Genomic DNA, 15,383 nt, shown 5'->3' with positions numbered 1-15,383 from the left:
ACCACCGACGGAAAAGCACGTCTCGATCCGGCTTCGGGACCCACCCTCACCAGGCCGGGAGGCCGGACGGTTAGGCTCTTCGGTGGCGAAAACCGCCATGCACCACGACGCCGGGAGATCTGAACCGCCATGCTGGACCGAGCAGTCATCGACGCCCTCTTCCCCGCCGACCTGCCCGAGCCCGAGCATTGGGAACAGCGTTACCCCGCCCGCGAGCTGCCCGAGGGCGCCCAGGTCACCCGGTTCGGCCCCTCGCCGACCGGATTCGTCCACATCGGCGGGGTCTACGTCGCCACCATCGACCAGGACGTCGCCCGCCGCAGCGGCGGCCGCTACCTCGTCCGGGTCGAGGACACCGACCGCTCCCGCGAGGTCGAAGGCGCCATCGACCAGTTCGAGCGCGGTTTCGCCTACTTCGGCCTCGCCGCCGACGAGGACATCCACCGCGGCGGCGACTACGGCCCGTACCAGCAGTCCGAGCGCGAGCAGATCTACCTGACCTACGTCCGGCACCTGCTCCGCTCCGGCCGCGCGTACCTCGACTTCGCCACGAAGGACGAGCTGGCCGCGATCACCGCCCGGCAGCAGGCGACGAAGCTGCCGACCGGCTACTACGGCTCGTGGGCCATCTGGCGCGACGCCGACCCCGCCGACGTGCAGGCCAAGCTCGACGCCGGTGACCCGTACGTCGTGCGGTTCCGCGCGCCGGACGACACCGGCGCCCGCGCCCGGTTCACCGACGCCATCCGCGGCCCGCTGGAGGCCGAGGCCAACCGCAACGACGTCGTCATCCTCAAGAGCTCCGACCAGAGCCCGCGGCTGCCGACCTACCACTTCGCGCACGCCGTCGACGACCACCTCATGCGGGTCAACCTGGTCATCCGCGGCGACGAGTGGATCTCGTCGGTGCCGGTGCACCAGCAGCTGTTCGACGCGCTCGGCTTCGAGCCGATCACGTACGCGCATATCGCGCCGCTGATGAAGCAGGAGGGCGGCAGCAAGCGCAAGCTGTCGAAGCGCAAGGACCCGGAAGCGAGCGTCGACTTCTACATCGAGTCCGGCTACCCCACCAAGGCCGTCCTCTACTACCTGCGCGGCCTCGCCAACGGCCGTCTCGCCGAGATGCCGCTCGACCAGGCCCTTGCCGAGCCGATCAACCTCGACGAATGCGGGGTCGCCGGCCCGCTGGTCGACCTGGTCAAACTCGACGACATCTCGGCCGACCACATCGCCACGCTGTCCGGCGCCGAGATCCTGGAGGAGGTCCGGGGCTGGGCGGAGCGGTTCGACCCCGAGCTGCGGACCGTCCTCGACGCCGAGCCGGACCTCGCGCTCCGGGCGCTCGCCGTCGAGCGCGACGGCGCCGAGAACCCGCGCAAGGACCTGAAGAAGTGGAGCGAGTTCCGCGCCGTCTACGGCTTCTTCTTCCCGCAGCTGCACGCCGCCGTCGCGAGCCCCGACGACGAGCGGATCACCGCACTCGGCGTCGACCGCGCGGTCGTCCAGGCCGTGGTGCGGGACTTCGTCGGGAACTACCAGCAGCTCGACGACGGGCAGGAGTGGTTCCAGCAGATCCGCGAGGTGGCGGCGAAGCACGGCTTCGCGAAGAACGCCAAGGAGTTCAAGAAGAACCCCGAAGGCTTCCCGGGCTCCATCCGGGAGGCGTCGCAGATCATCCGGATCGCGATCACGGGCTCGACCCGGAGCCCGGATCTGCACTCGATCACCCAGGCGCTGGGGCGCGAGGAGACGCTGGGCCGGTTCGCCGGCCTCGTGGCCGAGTGACCTATCGAGTCCGTGAAGGACTCCTTCCCCAGTACATGAAGGCCCCCATCCTTGCGCCTAAGTACAGGAAGGGGGCCTTCATGTACTTCAGGGGCGAGCGCGCAGGAACTGGTCGTAGAACGCCGTCTTGATCGCGACGACCGCCTCTTCGGTCTCCCGGAACCGCTCCCGCGCCTCGCTGGAGTCGATCAGCTGCACGAGCCGCAGTCCGAGCTGGTCGGAATGCGTCAGCGAAAGCGGGGACGCGGCGGCGAGCGGGCGCGACTTCGCGTCGTGCACGTGGTGCGGGTAGTAGAAGACGGACTTGTCGCCGAGCACCGGCCCGATCCGGCGCCAGAACTCGCCGTACTCGACCGAGACCAGCACCTCGCCCCAGAACCGCAGGATGGTCAGCAGTTCGACGTCGGCGTGCTTCGAGTCGCCCGCCGAGGCGATCAGCTCCATGGTGGTGTCGAGACAGGCCGACGTGGCCAGTGACTTCCGCGACCGCACGAGCACTTCGCGCGGGACGCCCAAGGCGAGGATGTCCGCCGTCAGATCCTCGCGGTGCGAAGGTGTGCTTCCGGGCGAAGTGTTGTCCGGGTACTCCTCGCGGACGATGACCCTGGCGATCCGTTTGGACTGCTCGTCGGTGAGCAGGTCGATCGCCAGGTCGTAGGCCATGGTGAACGCCAGCGACAGGAACCGGCGCTGCACCAGGACGGCGTGGAAGTCCTCCCACGAAAGATCGGTGACGCCACGCAGCGCCGGGTGGTTCCGGAACCGCTCGATCAAACCGTCTTCGAACTCGTCGAGCTCGCGCATCAGTACACCTCTTGCTCAGAAACGGATCATGTCGATGCTTCGGTTCCAGTCGGCGAGGTCGACGTCGCGGCCGATGTCCCACAACATGTCGAGCTCACGCTGGATCTGTTCGCCGAGCACGGTGTCGTGCGTGCCCTCGATCTGGAACTGCGGCGAATTGACCGCCAATTGGCCGTGCAGGAACATGCTGACCAGGTAGCGCCCGTCGGCCCGGTACACCGAAACCGAGGCCTGCGAGTTGAACACCCGCACCTTCAGGTTGCCCTGACGCTTCGCCAGCCGCCGGTGCAGCCGGGAGAGTATCTCCAGGCACTCCGCGATCCCCGTGCTCACGAAGGGGTTGCCCGCGCCCTCACTCCGGCCCAGCGCCGCCTCTCGGAGCCCCACCAGCATCGAGTTCGGGTGCAGCAGCATGATCCGCACCTCGGCGCGCCGGGCGACGATCGCGGCTTCGAGTTCCCTTTCCAGGCGCTGCAGGTTGGGGATCCAGGTGTTCAGGATCGTCACCTGTTTGGCCTTCGCGACGTGTGCCGCGAACTCGTCGTCCGGAAAGCGTTTGTGCACTTCGACCACGCCGCCGTAGCGCGAACGGCGGAGGCTCGTGGCGATGGTGTCGATGTCGAGACCGGCGAGGCGATCGCGGATGTCTTCCAGTGCGCGCAACGGGGTCAGCTCGACGAGCAGCACCACGACCACACCGCTGACCATGATCAGGGTCAGCGTGGTGACGCCTTTCGGCGCGACTTTGTCGAGCAGGCCGAGCTGTTCCGTGATTCCGATCGCGAAGCCGGCCATCGCCAACCCGCCGAGACTGAGCAATTCGAGCCAGCGACGCATTCTTCGGAGCATTCATCCTCCGGGATCCGACAGCCTGGCCCTTATGTTCCCACGATCGGAAAGCAGTTTTGTGATCGGGGTCACCGTCTCGGCGCAATGCCTCCCTTTTCGCGGAATTCACGAAAAGAGTCGAATCCGGCGCGGGAATCCGCGGTGCGAAGGGCGCAGATCACAAGGCGGGCGTGAAACACGCGGGCCCCGACAGACGACTTACCTGATACGCAAGTACGGAAAGTTGTGGTCGATGAGCGCTGATCGCGTTGTCCAGCTGCGCTGGGAGTCCCGCCACGTGGCCGACGACGGTGGCCGCGCGGCCTTGTCGTACCCCGGGATCTCGGTGGTCCGGCGCGATGAGGGCGAAATCGTCGACCGCACTTGGATACCGGTCGGGGAAGAACCCACCTTCGCCGACGACGAGGCGCTGATCACCGCCCTGCACGCCGCCTGGCGCTGGACCAGGCCCGCCGCGTGATCCCCTATTCCTCGCCCGACTTGTACCGGCGCCGAAGCTCTTCGTCCTGTTCACGCGGCGACTTTTCCGACCAGCGACCGTGGATGAGGTCGTTTTCCGTATAACCGGCGCGCCGTGAGACCCAGCCCGGCAACATGACCTTGCGCGTCCCGCCCCGCCCTCGATCGCGCAGATCGGTGACGACGGCGACGCCGATCACCAGCAGGAGTATCCCGAGCACTATCCAGATCACGGCCATCGTCCGCTCCCCCACAGATCAGTCGGTACCGACCAGACTAGCGGCGGACGACACTCGGGCGGACCTCATTTTTCCGGTCAGGTGCCCGGCGGAACGGGGCGGCCAGGGTCGGCAGGAGATGGCGGCGGTTGCGGATCAGGGCAGCGAGCGCGATGAGCGCGTAGACCCCGCACAGGACGTAGCGCGCGGTCTGGCCGGGCAGCACGAACTGCGCCGCGAACAGGCCGAGCAGTGTCCAGGCGGCCCAGCGCGGAAAACGCAACGCGAGCAGCGCGGCGACCCCCAGCAGGGTCTGGGTCGCGGTGAGGAGGAATTCCTCGATCTGGCGGTCGTCCAGCCGCAGCGCCGATCCCCCGCCGCCGAGGACGTAGGCGATCGGCAGGCTGCCGACGAGCAGCGTCCATTGGTTGACCTTGCTGGAAAGCAGGGTGCCGATCGCCGCGTCGCCCTTGCCACGCAGCGCGAAGAGGATCGCCACGATGAACTCCGGCGCCTCCGACGCCAGCGGCGCGAGCCATTGCACGAGCAGGAACCGGTCGACGCCCAGTTCCGTCCCGACGGCGATCAGGTTGTGCGCGAACGGTTCCGCACTGGCGAGGATCACCACGGCCGCGAACACGAACAGCGCGGTCACGACGATCCGGCGGGACCGCCGGGGCAGCGCGCCCAGGATGGCGGCCGGACCGACCAGTTCGGGTTCACCCGGTTCGGCGCGGGAGACCTTCCAAAGGTAGAACACGAAGAAACCGAGCAACGCGAAGCCGAGGACCAGCGAGATCTGCCCGGTTCCGGGGATGACGAACGCGACGATCGAGGCGATCGCGAGGAAACCGAGCTCGATCCGGTACGGCGCGCCGAGGATCAGCTCGCGGACGGTGACACCGCCGCGTTTCTTCGCGACGGCGAGGGCGACCAGCACGACGGCGGACCAGCCGAGGCCGAGCAGCAGCCGGTTGGAACCGGTCATATTCGCCGCGGCGTAGGCGATGTACTCGGGATTCGAGCCGGCCGTGTAAGCGAAGTACAGGTCCACCGCGTACTCGGGAAGGACCGCGATGACGGCCAGCACGGCGATCGCGAGGCCGCCGGAGATGTCCACCTGCGCGGCTTCGGCCGCCCAGGCGAGCAGGAACGAGGCCGCCACGACGGCGAGGCCGAACAGCAGGAGCCCGGCCGGCGCACCCGGTTCGGTGCCGGTGAACCGCAGGAGAAGCGCGGGCACGGTGAGACCGGCGCACAGGCCGACGGGCCTCAGTCGGTTGAAGATCACCAACCGAGCGTCGCGGCCGCGGACGGGTTACCACAACCGTTTCCCCATCCGCCCTTCCGGCGAGAATTCCCTTGCGGAACAAGGAAAACCGAAGATCGTCATGCCGAAAACCGGAAGACGTCCCACCGGAGCACCCTGGCCTGTCCGCCAAGACGCTCCTCAGGTCTCAGCGGGACGACACCGCGCTCTCCGCACCGTCGTCCGGACACCCTGAAACCGGGAGTGCCGCTGATCACAGCGCCCGAAATGACGAACTCCCCGGTATCCACGGGATACCGGGGAGTCCGGGGGCGGTCAGCCCCGGGCGTTCGGGTCGATCACGTCGCCTGCCAGTCCGGTGGCCGCGTCGCCGAGCGCACCGGTCGAGTCGACGACGCCCTGACCGGCCGCGGTGGCCGAGTCGACGGCGTCCTGCCCCGCGGTGGTGGCGCTCTCGGCGAGGCCCTGACCGGTTTCGGCCAGCCCACCGGTCGCCTGGGTGACCTGGTCGGCGGCGCCGGAAAGGTCGACGCCGGTCAGTTCGCTGACCTTGTCGCCCGCGCCGCCCAGCAGTTCGGCGGCCTTTTCCTTCAGCGAGTCGAACAGGCTCATCAGGGGTACTCCTCGGATCGGTCTTGCGAAGGCGGCTGAAAGTTCACCGTACAGGACAAATCGGGCACGGTGCGCGATGGCCGCCGCTCGGACAGGTGAAAGACCGAGGTGCGTTCAGAGACAGGGCGGCCGGTAGCGATCGATCGAGAGGCCGCGGAAGTCGAGCTTGTTCGGTGTCTTGCCGACGAAGACCAGGCCGCGCGCCTCGGTGAGCGCCGAGGCGAAGGAGTAGCCGGGCGTACCCAGCTCGGGCAGCGTCGTCCAGGCGCCGGGCTTGAAGCTGAAGAACTTCTTCACGATCTTCCCGCCGGTCGAGGGCACCTTCGTGAGCCACTTGTCCCCGCCACTCCAATGCGAGGCGGGACGCAGCTGGACGTAGAGGTCGTCGGTCGCGCTGTAAGTCATCCAGAACCCGGCGGATTTCGAGAGATCGGCCTGCGCTTCGAACCGATTCCCCAGCCAGACGACGACCACATGCCACTCGGCGTTGAGGAAGGCCACCTTGGCCGCGTAACCGCCACGCTCGCGGACGAGCAGGCTGCCGGTCGGCGGCAGCGTGGCGCCCTCACCGGAGGCGAGCCATTGCTGCAACCGGTCGATCGACGGAGTGGCGCATTCACAGCCGTGCCCGCCGGACGCGTTCGCGACGGCGCCGGGGCCGATCAGTGCGGCCAGGAGCATCGACGAGACCACCGCGAGCGTACGAATCCAGGATCCTCCGCGCATCCCCGGAAGCTAGCACAGCGAGCACGAAAACCACCGCACAGCGCCAAAAGCGGTCGACGATGCCCCACTCAGCGGGAAATGTCCTTTATGGACAACGAATCGACCTCGGCGGCGAACAGCAGAGCGGGGTCGAACCCCATGCCGTCGAAGTGCCCGGCGAGTTCGAGTGACAGAACGCCGTGAATACGGGTCCAGAAGGTGACGACACGAGAAAACACCCGGCCGTCGTCCGCCTCCGCCGCGTGCACCCGGAGCAGCACGGCCATGATCTCGTTCGAAATCTCGGTGGTGTCGCCGGGCGCGCGGTAGCCGGGGATGGGCGTTCCGTAGACGAACAGGTATCGCTGCGGATCCGCCAGCGCCCATTCCCTGATCGCGCAGGCGACTTCGGCCACGCTGCCCGGCCTGGCCACCGCCTGGACGGCGTCGGCGAGACTTCGGTAGGCGTCGCGGACGAGGTCCGTGATCAGGTCGTCGCGGCAGGGGAAGTACCGGTACAGCGCGGGGCCGCTCATGCCCACATGCTTGGCGATCGCGTTGAGGGACAACGCGGACACGCCCGTCGTGGCCAGCTGCTCCCACGCGTGCCGCTTGATCTCCGCGCGCACTTGGGCCCGGTACCGCTCACGCGAGGTCTCCACCGGCCACCTCCTTCCGTTCAGTTAGAGGCTATCACTTTCCCTATTGACACTCACCGCTTCGGGTTATAGCTTCTAACTATCGCAATCATAGCTAACGCTAACCGGAGGAAACGATGTCCACCCAGACGCTCGACCGCGAAACCACCGTCCGCCGCGCCCCGCGTACCGTCATCGTCTCGGCCTGGGCCGTACCGATCATGGTCGCCGGCCAGTTCGCGATGCTCGCCATCGTCCCGGTCGCCCTCGTCCTGATCGGCACTTTGCGCGACACCCGGCTCAAACCGCTCCGCTGGGGCGCGATCGCCCTCACCGCGGCCTACGCCACTCCCCTGGCGCTCTGGGCGATCGGCCCCGAACGAGCGCAAAGCCTGTCCAAGGACATGCATCCCGCGTTCGCCGCGATCATCGTGGCCGTGGGAGTGGCGTTCGCCGTGGCCGTCCACGTCCTGCGCCGGAAGCAGGCTCGGTGAACGACGGAAGCACACCGTAGGAAGCCTTCCGCGAAGCCCGGCGCAACGTCGCGAGCACGGCGGGCCCCAGCACCAGGATCGCCACCGTGTTGGTGATCGCGCGGCCGGTGTCCCAGCCCGCCGTCGAGGTCAGCAGGGTGAACACGGCGAAGCGGTGCAGGTTCTCCAGCAGCGGGGCGCCGGGCACGTAGGAGATGTGCCCGTCGTGGTACGGCACTTCGGCGTCGGTGATGAACGGCCAGAACCACAGGTTCATCAGGAATCCGAAGAGGTACGCGACCAGGATCCCGTACGCCACCAGCATCGCGATCTCCGCCTTGCCGGTGACGCGGCGGGGCAGCAGTCCGGCGCCCATCCCGATCCACGCCGAGCACATCATCTGGAACGGCAGCCACGGCCCGACCCCGGCGGTCAGCAGCGCCGAAGCGAACATCGACGTACAGCCCAGCACGAAACCGAAGCCGGGGCCAAGGACCCGCCCGGCCAGCACCAGCAGGAAGAACACGGTCTCGATGCCGGCGGTCCCCGCGCCGAGGGGCCGCAGGGCGGCGTTCACCGCGGACAGCACGCCGAGCATCGCGAGGGCCTTGGAATCCATGCCGCCTTCGGACATCTCGGCCAGCACGATGACGATCAGGATCGGCAGGATCCCGATGAACACGAACGGCGCGTCCGGGCCGTGCTGCATCGACTGCGGCTCGACGCGGACCAGGAGCGGCCAGACGAACATCATCAGCCCCGCCAGCGACGCGAGGCCGAGCACCGTCGCCGAGCGGGGGCCGAGCCGGACCGCCGGGGCCGTCATGGTCATGGCACCTCCTGCGGAAGCGCCGACCGGACCTCTTCGACGGTGAGCCAGGGTTCGCCGAGGATCTTCGCGATCTGCGTGGCGAACGCCGGGGAGCCGCCGAGCACCTCACCGGTCGGGCCGTCCGAGACGACCTCGCCTTCCGCCATCACGATCACCCGGTGCGCGATCGTCGCGACGAACTCGACGTCGTGGGTGGCCACGACGATCGCCTTGCCCTCGGCCGTCAGCGAAGCGATCATCCGCGCCAACGCCGCCTTCGCGGTGTAGTCGAGGCCGCGGGTCGGTTCGTCCAGCAGCATGATCCGCGGGGCGGCCGACAGCTGGACCGCCAGCACGAGTGCGAGACGCTGCCCCTCCGAAAGGTCACGTGGATGCGACGCGGGATCGATACCCGGAGCGAGCCTGTCGAGCAGTTCCCGGCAGTGCCCCGGCTCCGCACCCGATTCCGCGTCGGCGGCTTCGCATTCGGCGGCGACGGTCTGCAGGTACAGCAGATCGCTCGCGGTCTGCGGCACCATCCCGACCAGCGCGCGTGCCGCGGCGCTGCTCAGCGTCTTCGGATCCTTGCCTCCGACGGTGACCTTGCCACCCTGCCGGGGACCGGAACCCTGTACCGCCCACAGCAGAGACGATTTGCCGGAACCGTTGCGCCCCATCATCGCCAGCACCTCGCCGGCGCGCAGGTTCAGATCGACCTCCCGCACCGCCACCTTCGGCCCGTAGCGCACGACGACACCGGACGCGGACAGCAACTCTTCGCCCTCGATCGTGCTTCGCGCGGGCGGAGCCCCCAGCGCCAGCGACGAAGCGCGCCGCCGGGCATCGCGCACCGACATCGGCAGCGGATCCCAGGCCGCCAACCGTCCCAAGTGGACGATCGGCGGCGCGATGGGCATGTCCTTCAGCACTTCCGGCGGCGTTCCGTCGATCACTCCCCCGGTGCCGGGGACGTGGATCATCCGGTCGGCGAACGGGATCACGCGTTCCATCCGGTGCTCGGCCATCAGCACCGTCGTGCCGAGGTCTTCCACCAGCCTGGCCAGCGTCGCGAGCACCTCCTCGGCCGCGGTCGGGTCCAGCGCCGACGTCGGTTCGTCCAGCACGAGCACCTGGGGATGGGTGGTGAGCACCGCGCCGATCGCCACCCGTTGCTGCTGTCCGCCGGACAGCGTCCGCAGCGCGCGCCTGCGCAGTTCCGCGATGCCGAGGAGGTCGAGGGTCTCCTCCACCCGGCGGCGCATCACCTGCGGGCTCAGGCCGAGTTGCTCCATGCCGTAGGCGAGTTCGTCCTCCACCGTGTCGGTGACGAAGCCCGCAAGCGGGTCCTGGCCGACGACACCGACCAGATGCGCGAACTCGCGCGGCGGCCGGGACCGCGTCGTCACGCCGTCGACGGAGACCGTGCCTTCGAGGTGACCGCCGGTGAAATGCGGGACGAGACCGTTGATCGTGCCGAGCAGAGTCGACTTGCCCGCCCCCGTCCGGCCCGCGAACAGCACGAGTTCGCCTTCACCGATGGACAGCGTCACGTCGGACAGCACCGGTTCGGCGCGGCCGTGATAGGTGAAGGAGACGTGGTCGAGTTCGATCATGCGTGCATTTCTTTTTCTTCGAGTGCGGCGTAAGGGGGTTCGGGGGCGGGGGTCAGGAACGCGGGCAGCACGCCGATCAGCACCCCGAACAACGGCACCCACGACAGCGACGGCCAGGACAGGCCGATCAGCGACGGGTTCATGTTCATCGGGTTCACCTCCGACGTCGTGAACAGGATGGCCGCGACGGCGACCCCGCTCAGGGCGACGACGATTTCCGGCGGCTGCCAGCGATCCGGCCGGTAACGCGTGCGCCGGACCCGCTTGCCCGCCGACCAGAACCCGATCAGCCCGATCACGACCCCGGCGGAAAGCACCGGTGCGGCCAGGTAGCGGGGCGTCGAACCGTCCAAAGTGGCGTAAACGCCGACGCAGACGCCGATCAGGCCGGTGATCATCAGCGTTCCCGTGATCAGCCTCGCCCGCGCTTCGACCATCCCCGCGCGGCCGTAGCCGCGTGAGTCCATCGAGGCGGCGAGCTGCAGCGAGCGGGAAAGCGCGTCCTCCAGCACCGGGATGAGGATGGTGTGCAGCGCCTTCACCTTCTTCTTGCCCGAACCGCCGCGCAGTCTGCGGGCCCGCCGGACCCGCAGCACACTCTCGGCGAGCTGCGGGAACACCGACAGCGCGACGATCACCGCCGTCCCCACCTCGTACAGGGCCGGCGGCATCGCCTTGAGCAGCCGTTTCGGGTTCGCGAGCGCGTTGGCCGCGCCGAGGCAGATCACCATCGTCGCCAGCCGCATCCCGTCGTAAAGCCCGCCCAGCAACGATTCCGCCGAGACGTCGCCGAAGAGCCGGATACCCGCCGCCCATTCCGGCAGCGGGATCTCGGGCAGCCTCAGCAGGATCGTGGACCCCTCGGCGCCACCGAACACGACGCGGAAGAACACGCGGATCGCGACGATGAACGCGCCGAGGTACAGGTAGAGCCGGAACGCCAGCGCCCACGGCGCCTCACCGCGGCGGGCCACGACGACGTACCCCGCGACGGCCACGATGGTCAGCAGCAGCCACGGGTTCGTCGTGCGGGTCGCCGCGACGGCGAGCCCGAGTGCCCACACCCACCACGCGGCCGGATGCAGATCGCGCGGCAGGAAGTAGGACGTCATCAAGCTCCTTGTGCGCGTTTGCGTCTGCGTGCCACCAGGAATCCTGCCACGCACAACGCCAGTACCGCGGCACCGGCCGCCCAGGGCGCCCAGTCGCTGGCCCCGGACTCGCGCTCGATGACCGCGTTGACGTCCTCGGCGTTCTCCCCGCCGGTGAACGCGACGTTCATCGACGGGTCCTGGGCCTTCGGCCGCGCCGAAGCACTCGGGCGCGGCTTGGGCGGCGGCAGCGCGCCGGAACTCGGACCCGCGGCCGGAACCTCTCCAGCGCCGGGTTCGGCACCCGTCGTCGGCTGAGACCCGTCGGCCTGCGGTCCGTTTCCCGACGGCGGTCGCTGTTGCCGCTCACCGGGGTCGCCGGTGACCGGCTTCGCCTCCTCGCGCGGTACACAGGGCTGGCTCTCGGTGCCCGGCCGGACGGCGGAAACCCGCGGGACCGGGTTGCTCTGGGTAGTGGCGTTCAGGGAGAACGACCAGCCCTCGAAACCACCCGGGATGAAGTCACGGTTCTTGACGCCCCACTGGCTGTAGTCCCAGGCGCAGTTGTTCGAGGCGTGCCAGTAGGACCAATAGGCCTGAGCCGGCGGCGTGTCGACACACGGCTCCCGGTAGTCCCCGCGGCCCGCCACGGGGATGTTCTCGGCCGCGGACGGGCGGTTCTCGACCCGGCAAACGAACGACTCACCCCAGCGCTGGACCCCGGCGATCTGGAAACCGGCGCCCTTGAGCGCGTCCAGCCCGGTGCCGCGGGTGGTCTGGGGATTACAGCGCACGATGGTCGTGCCGCCGAGCTGCTGGAAGTCGACGATGACGGTGACCCCGGTGGCGTCCTTGCAGAACCCGGGATATCCCTTGCCCTGATCGACGGCGTGCGCGGACGGCGCCGTGGCGGCGATCAGGAAGACCGCCGCCACCACTCCGAAAAGCCGTTTCACGGGATGGCCGGGTTCCTCGGCGTGACGCCGGGCGGCGGGTTGGTCGTCGCGGACTTGTTCAGCGAGAACGACCAGCCTTCGAAACCACCCGGGACGACGTTGCGGTTGAGGGCGCCCGAGCTGCTGTAGGTCCAGGTGGAACCGGAACCGTCGGCGTGCCAGTAACCCCAGTACGCGCCCGCGGGCGGGGTGGTGACGCACGCTTCCTTGTAGTTCGGGTTGGTCGACAGCGGGAGGGTCTCCGTCGCGGACGGCCGTCCTTCCAGACGGCAGACGAAACCGAGCCCCCAGCGTGCGGTACCGGCGACCGCGATCCCCGCGTCCTGCAACGCCTTGATACCCGTGCGGGCGGTGCCCGGCGCGGCGTTGGGCGAGCAGCGGGTGATCGTCGGCGCGGCGGTCCCGCCGTTGCCGTCCAGTTCCTGGAAATCGACCACGACCGTGACCCCGGTGAGCGCGTCGGCGCCGGTGCAGATCCCGTTGTAGCCCTTGGTGGTGTCGACCGCGTTCGCGGGTGCGGCGGACAGCCCGATCAGTCCGATGAGGACGGTCGTGACGGCGAGCAGTCTCTTCATGGTGTTACCCCCTTTTTCTCGGTGAAACGACGAAGTACGAAGACGAGCGTGATCGCGGCGGACAGGAACAGCACGGCCAGCCCGGCGACCACCCAGATCAGCCATCCCGGCTGGGCGTCGGACTGTGCCGCGGCCAGCACCTGCGTACCGGAGGCGGCGGAATGCGCTTCGGTCAGCGGAAGCCGGATCGCGGGTGACAGCGGCGAATCCGCCGCGGTGAGCCAAGATCGGCCCGCGATCCCTTGAGCGGCGGCCGAACTGGTCGAAAAATCGGTCTCTCCGCCGGATCCCTTGGCGAACCCGCCGTCCGCCTTGACGAGTTCGCCGAGCGATCGCGCGGTTCCGCTCGCGTCGAGGCCGGCGATCTGCCGCGCGGCGGCGACGGCCGCGCTGAGCGCGACGTCGGCCTCACCGCCCTCGCCGGTCACCATGCCCTTGGCGTCCGGCCGGACGCCAAGGGCGCCCACCGCGGAGACGAACGCCGACACGCGCCGTTCGGTCCAGCCGTCCGGCCGCCTGGTCGGCGGCGCGGCCTCGGTATGCGGACGGGCGGCCAGCGCGGTGACCGCCGCGGCGGTCGCGGCGAGGTCGCCGGAACCGCACTCCGCGGTGTCGAGGTGCTTCGGGAAGGTTCCGTCGGCACATTGGCGGGAAAGGAGCAGTTCGACCGCGGGACCGGGATCGGCGGCGGTGGCGAGCACCGCCCAAGCGTGCCGCTCGACCGTCCGGTCGGCGTCGGCGAACGATCCGGTGTCGGTGAACTCGCCGTCGGCACCGCGCAGTTTCAGCAGATCGGCGCGCAAGGGCCCGGCGACGTCCGACTTCGCGAATTCGGCGACGAGCACGAGTTTCGCGAGCGGTTCGGCGTACGACGCCTCAGCCTGCTCGTACGGCGCTCCGTGAGCGTAGGCCCGCACGGCCTCCGGCTTCAGCAGGAACTGCGAAGCGCGGGCGACCGCGTCCGGCTGCTGGTCCAGCGCCCGTAAGGCCAGCACCAGATCGGCGGTGGCGTCGTAGTCGACGTAGGTCTTGCCGTCCTCGGTGACCTCGACGTGGTCGCCGCCGACGAGCCGGTTCGTCAGGTAGGCGCCGAGGCGGGCCGCCGGTGTCGCGTCGGCGGGGATGGTGATCGTCGTCGCCGCCGTCGACACCCGGGCGCCGGTGGACGCCCTGGGCGTGACGAACTTCTTGGGTTTCGGCGCCGTGGTCTTCGGAGCGGGTTTGTGCGGCTGCGTCGTAGGAGCCGGGGTTCCCGGGACGCCCGTGGTCGGTGGCGGACCGTCGCCCTTCGCGAGCGAGTAGAAGCCGACCTGGGACAACCCGAGCGAAGCCTGGGCACTCGCGCGGATCCAGGTGTCGAGGCCGGTGATACCGGAGGAACGCGCGGCCTCGTAGGAAGCCGGGTCGTAGGCGATCGCGCCGAGCTCGCCCGCGAGCTTGTTCCCGGAGTCGGCCGCGGCGTTCGCCTGCGCGGATTTGAGGTACCGCACACCCTTGTCCACCGCCGCGTCCGCGCCGCCGGCGTCGACGAGCCCTTGGACGATCAGGCCGGTGCTGTTGGTGTTCGGCGCCTCGGTGCCGACACCACCGCCCCAGCCTCCGCCGGACGCCTGGTTCGCCTTGAGCCAGGAGACGGTCTTGGCGATCGGGGCGTCGAGACCGGCCGCGCCCGCCTTCTTCGCGGCCAGCATCGCCGAGAGGGCGAGGCCGGTGGCGTCACCGTCGGTCGGGGACAGGCCGAGCGGCTTGCCCTCGTCGCAGGTCGAGATCTTGCGGCCGTCCGGGGTGACGTGGTCGCCGGTCTCCTTCGTCGGGATGGAGGAGAAAAGGACGCGGAAGTAGCCCTCGGAACACTGCTGGGTCAGCAGCTTGTCGATGGCGAGCCGGTCGTTCACGCCCGCGGCGGCGAGGCCGATCACCCCGAGCGCCTGACCGAACATGTTCGCGTTGTTGCTCACCGCGTCGGCGAGCGCGGGATCCTTGGCGTAATCGCTGATCCGGCCCTTGTCGGGGCCCTTGCGCATGATCGCGCCCTGGGTCTCGGCGACCAGGTCGTAGCCGTCGAAGTTCCTGGGGTTCCGGCCGGAGACCTGCGCGGCGACCAGCGTCTTCGCCAAGGCGCCGCCGACGATGATCTTGTCGTACCCGGCGCCGGGAGCGAGCCCGTCCCAGGTGAAGTAGTCGGTGGCGTGGCCCTGGTCGTCGAGGAACTTCACGATCGGCTCGGCCCCCGTGCCTTCGCCCGCGGCGTACATCGCGAAGAGCACGTCGAGCATCAGGCCGTGGTCGGGCAGTGAGCCGCCGTTGGGGTTCTCGAGTGTGCCGTCCGGCTTCAGCTTCGTCGCGAGCCAGCGGGAATTCACCTTCGCCGCGCCTGGATCATTCGCGGCCGTCGCCGTCCCGCTGAGCGGTGCGGCGATCATGGCGACGCTGACGGCGAACGCCGACGCGGCCAGGTACCCGCGGCGCATGACTCCTCCTTGCGGTACGACGGAGGACAGCGCGGGACGCCGCAGTCACCCCT

Annotated in this window: 16 protein-coding genes; 3 read left to right on the top strand and 13 right to left on the bottom strand. The window is 69.1% G+C overall.

Translation table 11 applies throughout. The features are described 5' to 3' along the window. The first annotated feature begins 129 nt into the window (after nt 1-129). Nucleotides 130-1,785: a glutamate--tRNA ligase gene (locus tag ACIBTM_RS28975; protein ID WP_395880307.1), complete on the top strand. Its 1,656-nt coding sequence runs from the start codon at nt 130-132 to the stop codon at nt 1,783-1,785. 87 nt (nt 1,786-1,872) lie between these two features. Here the strand turns inward: ACIBTM_RS28975 and ACIBTM_RS28970 are convergent, their stop codons facing one another. Together ACIBTM_RS28970 and ACIBTM_RS28965 are read right to left on the bottom strand one after the other, a co-directional pair. Beyond that, nucleotides 1,873-2,589: a hypothetical protein gene (locus ACIBTM_RS28970; RefSeq protein WP_395880306.1), complete on the bottom strand. Its 717-nt coding sequence runs from the start codon at nt 2,587-2,589 to the stop codon at nt 1,873-1,875. Between the two features lie 15 nt (nt 2,590-2,604). Further along, nucleotides 2,605-3,426, bottom strand: coding sequence for a hypothetical protein (locus ACIBTM_RS28965; protein WP_395880305.1), 822 nt, complete (start codon nt 3,424-3,426; stop codon nt 2,605-2,607). A gap of 244 nt (nt 3,427-3,670) precedes the next feature. Here ACIBTM_RS28965 and ACIBTM_RS28960 point away from each other — a divergent pair, with 244 nt between their 5' ends. Further along, nucleotides 3,671-3,898 (top strand): hypothetical protein, encoded by a 228-nt coding sequence (locus ACIBTM_RS28960; RefSeq protein ID WP_395880304.1) that lies wholly within the window; start codon nt 3,671-3,673, stop codon nt 3,896-3,898. 4 nt (nt 3,899-3,902) lie between these two features. Here the strand turns inward: ACIBTM_RS28960 and ACIBTM_RS28955 are convergent, their stop codons facing one another. The 5 genes from ACIBTM_RS28955 to ACIBTM_RS28935 all read right to left on the bottom strand — a co-directional run bounded on the left by ACIBTM_RS28955 (nt 3,903) and on the right by ACIBTM_RS28935 (nt 7,364). Further along, a complete protein-coding gene (locus tag ACIBTM_RS28955; RefSeq protein ID WP_395880303.1) occupies nt 3,903-4,136 on the bottom strand; it encodes a hypothetical protein in 234 nt (77 codons plus the stop codon). 37 nt (nt 4,137-4,173) lie between these two features. Continuing rightward, nucleotides 4,174-5,406, bottom strand: a complete 1,233-nt coding sequence (locus ACIBTM_RS28950; protein ID WP_395880302.1) for a sodium:proton exchanger — start codon at nt 5,404-5,406, stop codon at nt 4,174-4,176. 294 nt (nt 5,407-5,700) lie between these two features. After that, nucleotides 5,701-5,997, bottom strand: a complete 297-nt coding sequence (locus tag ACIBTM_RS28945; protein WP_016335539.1) for a hypothetical protein — start codon at nt 5,995-5,997, stop codon at nt 5,701-5,703. 114 nt (nt 5,998-6,111) lie between these two features. Further along, a complete protein-coding gene (locus ACIBTM_RS28940; protein ID WP_395880332.1) occupies nt 6,112-6,690 on the bottom strand; it encodes a hypothetical protein in 579 nt (192 codons plus the stop codon). A gap of 101 nt (nt 6,691-6,791) precedes the next feature. Beyond that, complete coding sequence (locus ACIBTM_RS28935; RefSeq protein WP_395880301.1) at nt 6,792-7,364, bottom strand: TetR/AcrR family transcriptional regulator; 573 nt, start codon at nt 7,362-7,364, stop codon at nt 6,792-6,794. Between the two features lie 113 nt (nt 7,365-7,477). On the opposite strand from ACIBTM_RS28935, the gene ACIBTM_RS28930 reads away from it, so the two are divergent. Further along, entirely contained in the window at nt 7,478-7,834 is a 357-nt protein-coding gene (locus ACIBTM_RS28930; RefSeq protein WP_395880300.1) for a hypothetical protein, read from the top strand. Here ACIBTM_RS28930 and ACIBTM_RS28925 read toward each other — a convergent pair. From ACIBTM_RS28925 to ACIBTM_RS28900, 6 genes are read right to left on the bottom strand one after another with little or no spacing between them, the layout of a single operon-like run. Further along, nucleotides 7,767-8,645 (bottom strand): ECF transporter S component, encoded by an 879-nt coding sequence (locus ACIBTM_RS28925; protein WP_395880299.1) that lies wholly within the window; start codon nt 8,643-8,645, stop codon nt 7,767-7,769. The genes ACIBTM_RS28930 and ACIBTM_RS28925 overlap by 68 nt on opposite strands. Further along, nucleotides 8,642-10,237 (bottom strand): ABC transporter ATP-binding protein, encoded by a 1,596-nt coding sequence (locus ACIBTM_RS28920; RefSeq protein WP_395880298.1) that lies wholly within the window; start codon nt 10,235-10,237, stop codon nt 8,642-8,644. The genes ACIBTM_RS28925 and ACIBTM_RS28920 overlap by 4 nt, the downstream gene beginning before the upstream one ends. After that, nucleotides 10,234-11,349, bottom strand: coding sequence for an energy-coupling factor transporter transmembrane component T (locus ACIBTM_RS28915; protein WP_395880297.1), 1,116 nt, complete (start codon nt 11,347-11,349; stop codon nt 10,234-10,236). Before ACIBTM_RS28915 ends, ACIBTM_RS28920 begins: the two co-directional genes overlap by 4 nt. Beyond that, on the bottom strand, nt 11,349-12,284 hold the full coding sequence (locus ACIBTM_RS28910) for an ABC transporter substrate-binding protein (RefSeq protein ID WP_395880296.1): 936 nt from the start codon (nt 12,282-12,284) through the stop codon (nt 11,349-11,351). Before ACIBTM_RS28910 ends, ACIBTM_RS28915 begins: the two co-directional genes overlap by 1 nt. After that, nucleotides 12,281-12,859 carry a flagellar hook-length control protein FliK gene (locus ACIBTM_RS28905; RefSeq protein ID WP_395880295.1) on the bottom strand — a complete coding sequence of 193 codons (579 nt, stop codon included), beginning with the start codon at nt 12,857-12,859 and terminating at the stop codon, nt 12,281-12,283. Before ACIBTM_RS28905 ends, ACIBTM_RS28910 begins: the two co-directional genes overlap by 4 nt. Next, nucleotides 12,856-15,330: a hypothetical protein gene (locus ACIBTM_RS28900; protein WP_395880294.1), complete on the bottom strand. Its 2,475-nt coding sequence runs from the start codon at nt 15,328-15,330 to the stop codon at nt 12,856-12,858. Before ACIBTM_RS28900 ends, ACIBTM_RS28905 begins: the two co-directional genes overlap by 4 nt. Between the last annotated feature and the right edge of the window lie 53 nt (nt 15,331-15,383).

Source organism: Amycolatopsis sp. NPDC049868 (assembly GCF_044461365.1).
Classification (GTDB): Bacteria; Actinomycetota; Actinomycetes; order Mycobacteriales; family Pseudonocardiaceae; genus Amycolatopsis.
This window is presented reverse-complemented; position numbering and strand designations above follow the sequence as displayed.

Coding starts and splice junctions, on each gene's coding strand:
- ACIBTM_RS28975 (WP_395880307.1), top strand. CDS start 130: ATGCTGGACCGAGCAGTCATCGACGCCCTCTTCCCCGCCGACCTGCCC.
- ACIBTM_RS28970 (WP_395880306.1), bottom strand. CDS start 2,589: ATGCGCGAGCTCGACGAGTTCGAAGACGGTTTGATCGAGCGGTTCCGG.
- ACIBTM_RS28965 (WP_395880305.1), bottom strand. CDS start 3,426: ATGCGTCGCTGGCTCGAATTGCTCAGTCTCGGCGGGTTGGCGATGGCC.
- ACIBTM_RS28960 (WP_395880304.1), top strand. CDS start 3,671: ATGAGCGCTGATCGCGTTGTCCAGCTGCGCTGGGAGTCCCGCCACGTG.
- ACIBTM_RS28955 (WP_395880303.1), bottom strand. CDS start 4,136: ATGGCCGTGATCTGGATAGTGCTCGGGATACTCCTGCTGGTGATCGGC.
- ACIBTM_RS28945 (WP_016335539.1), bottom strand. CDS start 5,997: ATGAGCCTGTTCGACTCGCTGAAGGAAAAGGCCGCCGAACTGCTGGGC.
- ACIBTM_RS28930 (WP_395880300.1), top strand. CDS start 7,478: ATGTCCACCCAGACGCTCGACCGCGAAACCACCGTCCGCCGCGCCCCG.
- ACIBTM_RS28925 (WP_395880299.1), bottom strand. CDS start 8,645: ATGACCATGACGGCCCCGGCGGTCCGGCTCGGCCCCCGCTCGGCGACG.
- ACIBTM_RS28920 (WP_395880298.1), bottom strand. CDS start 10,237: ATGATCGAACTCGACCACGTCTCCTTCACCTATCACGGCCGCGCCGAA.
- ACIBTM_RS28915 (WP_395880297.1), bottom strand. CDS start 11,349: ATGACGTCCTACTTCCTGCCGCGCGATCTGCATCCGGCCGCGTGGTGG.
- ACIBTM_RS28905 (WP_395880295.1), bottom strand. CDS start 12,859: ATGAAGAGACTGCTCGCCGTCACGACCGTCCTCATCGGACTGATCGGG.
- ACIBTM_RS28900 (WP_395880294.1), bottom strand. CDS start 15,330: ATGCGCCGCGGGTACCTGGCCGCGTCGGCGTTCGCCGTCAGCGTCGCC.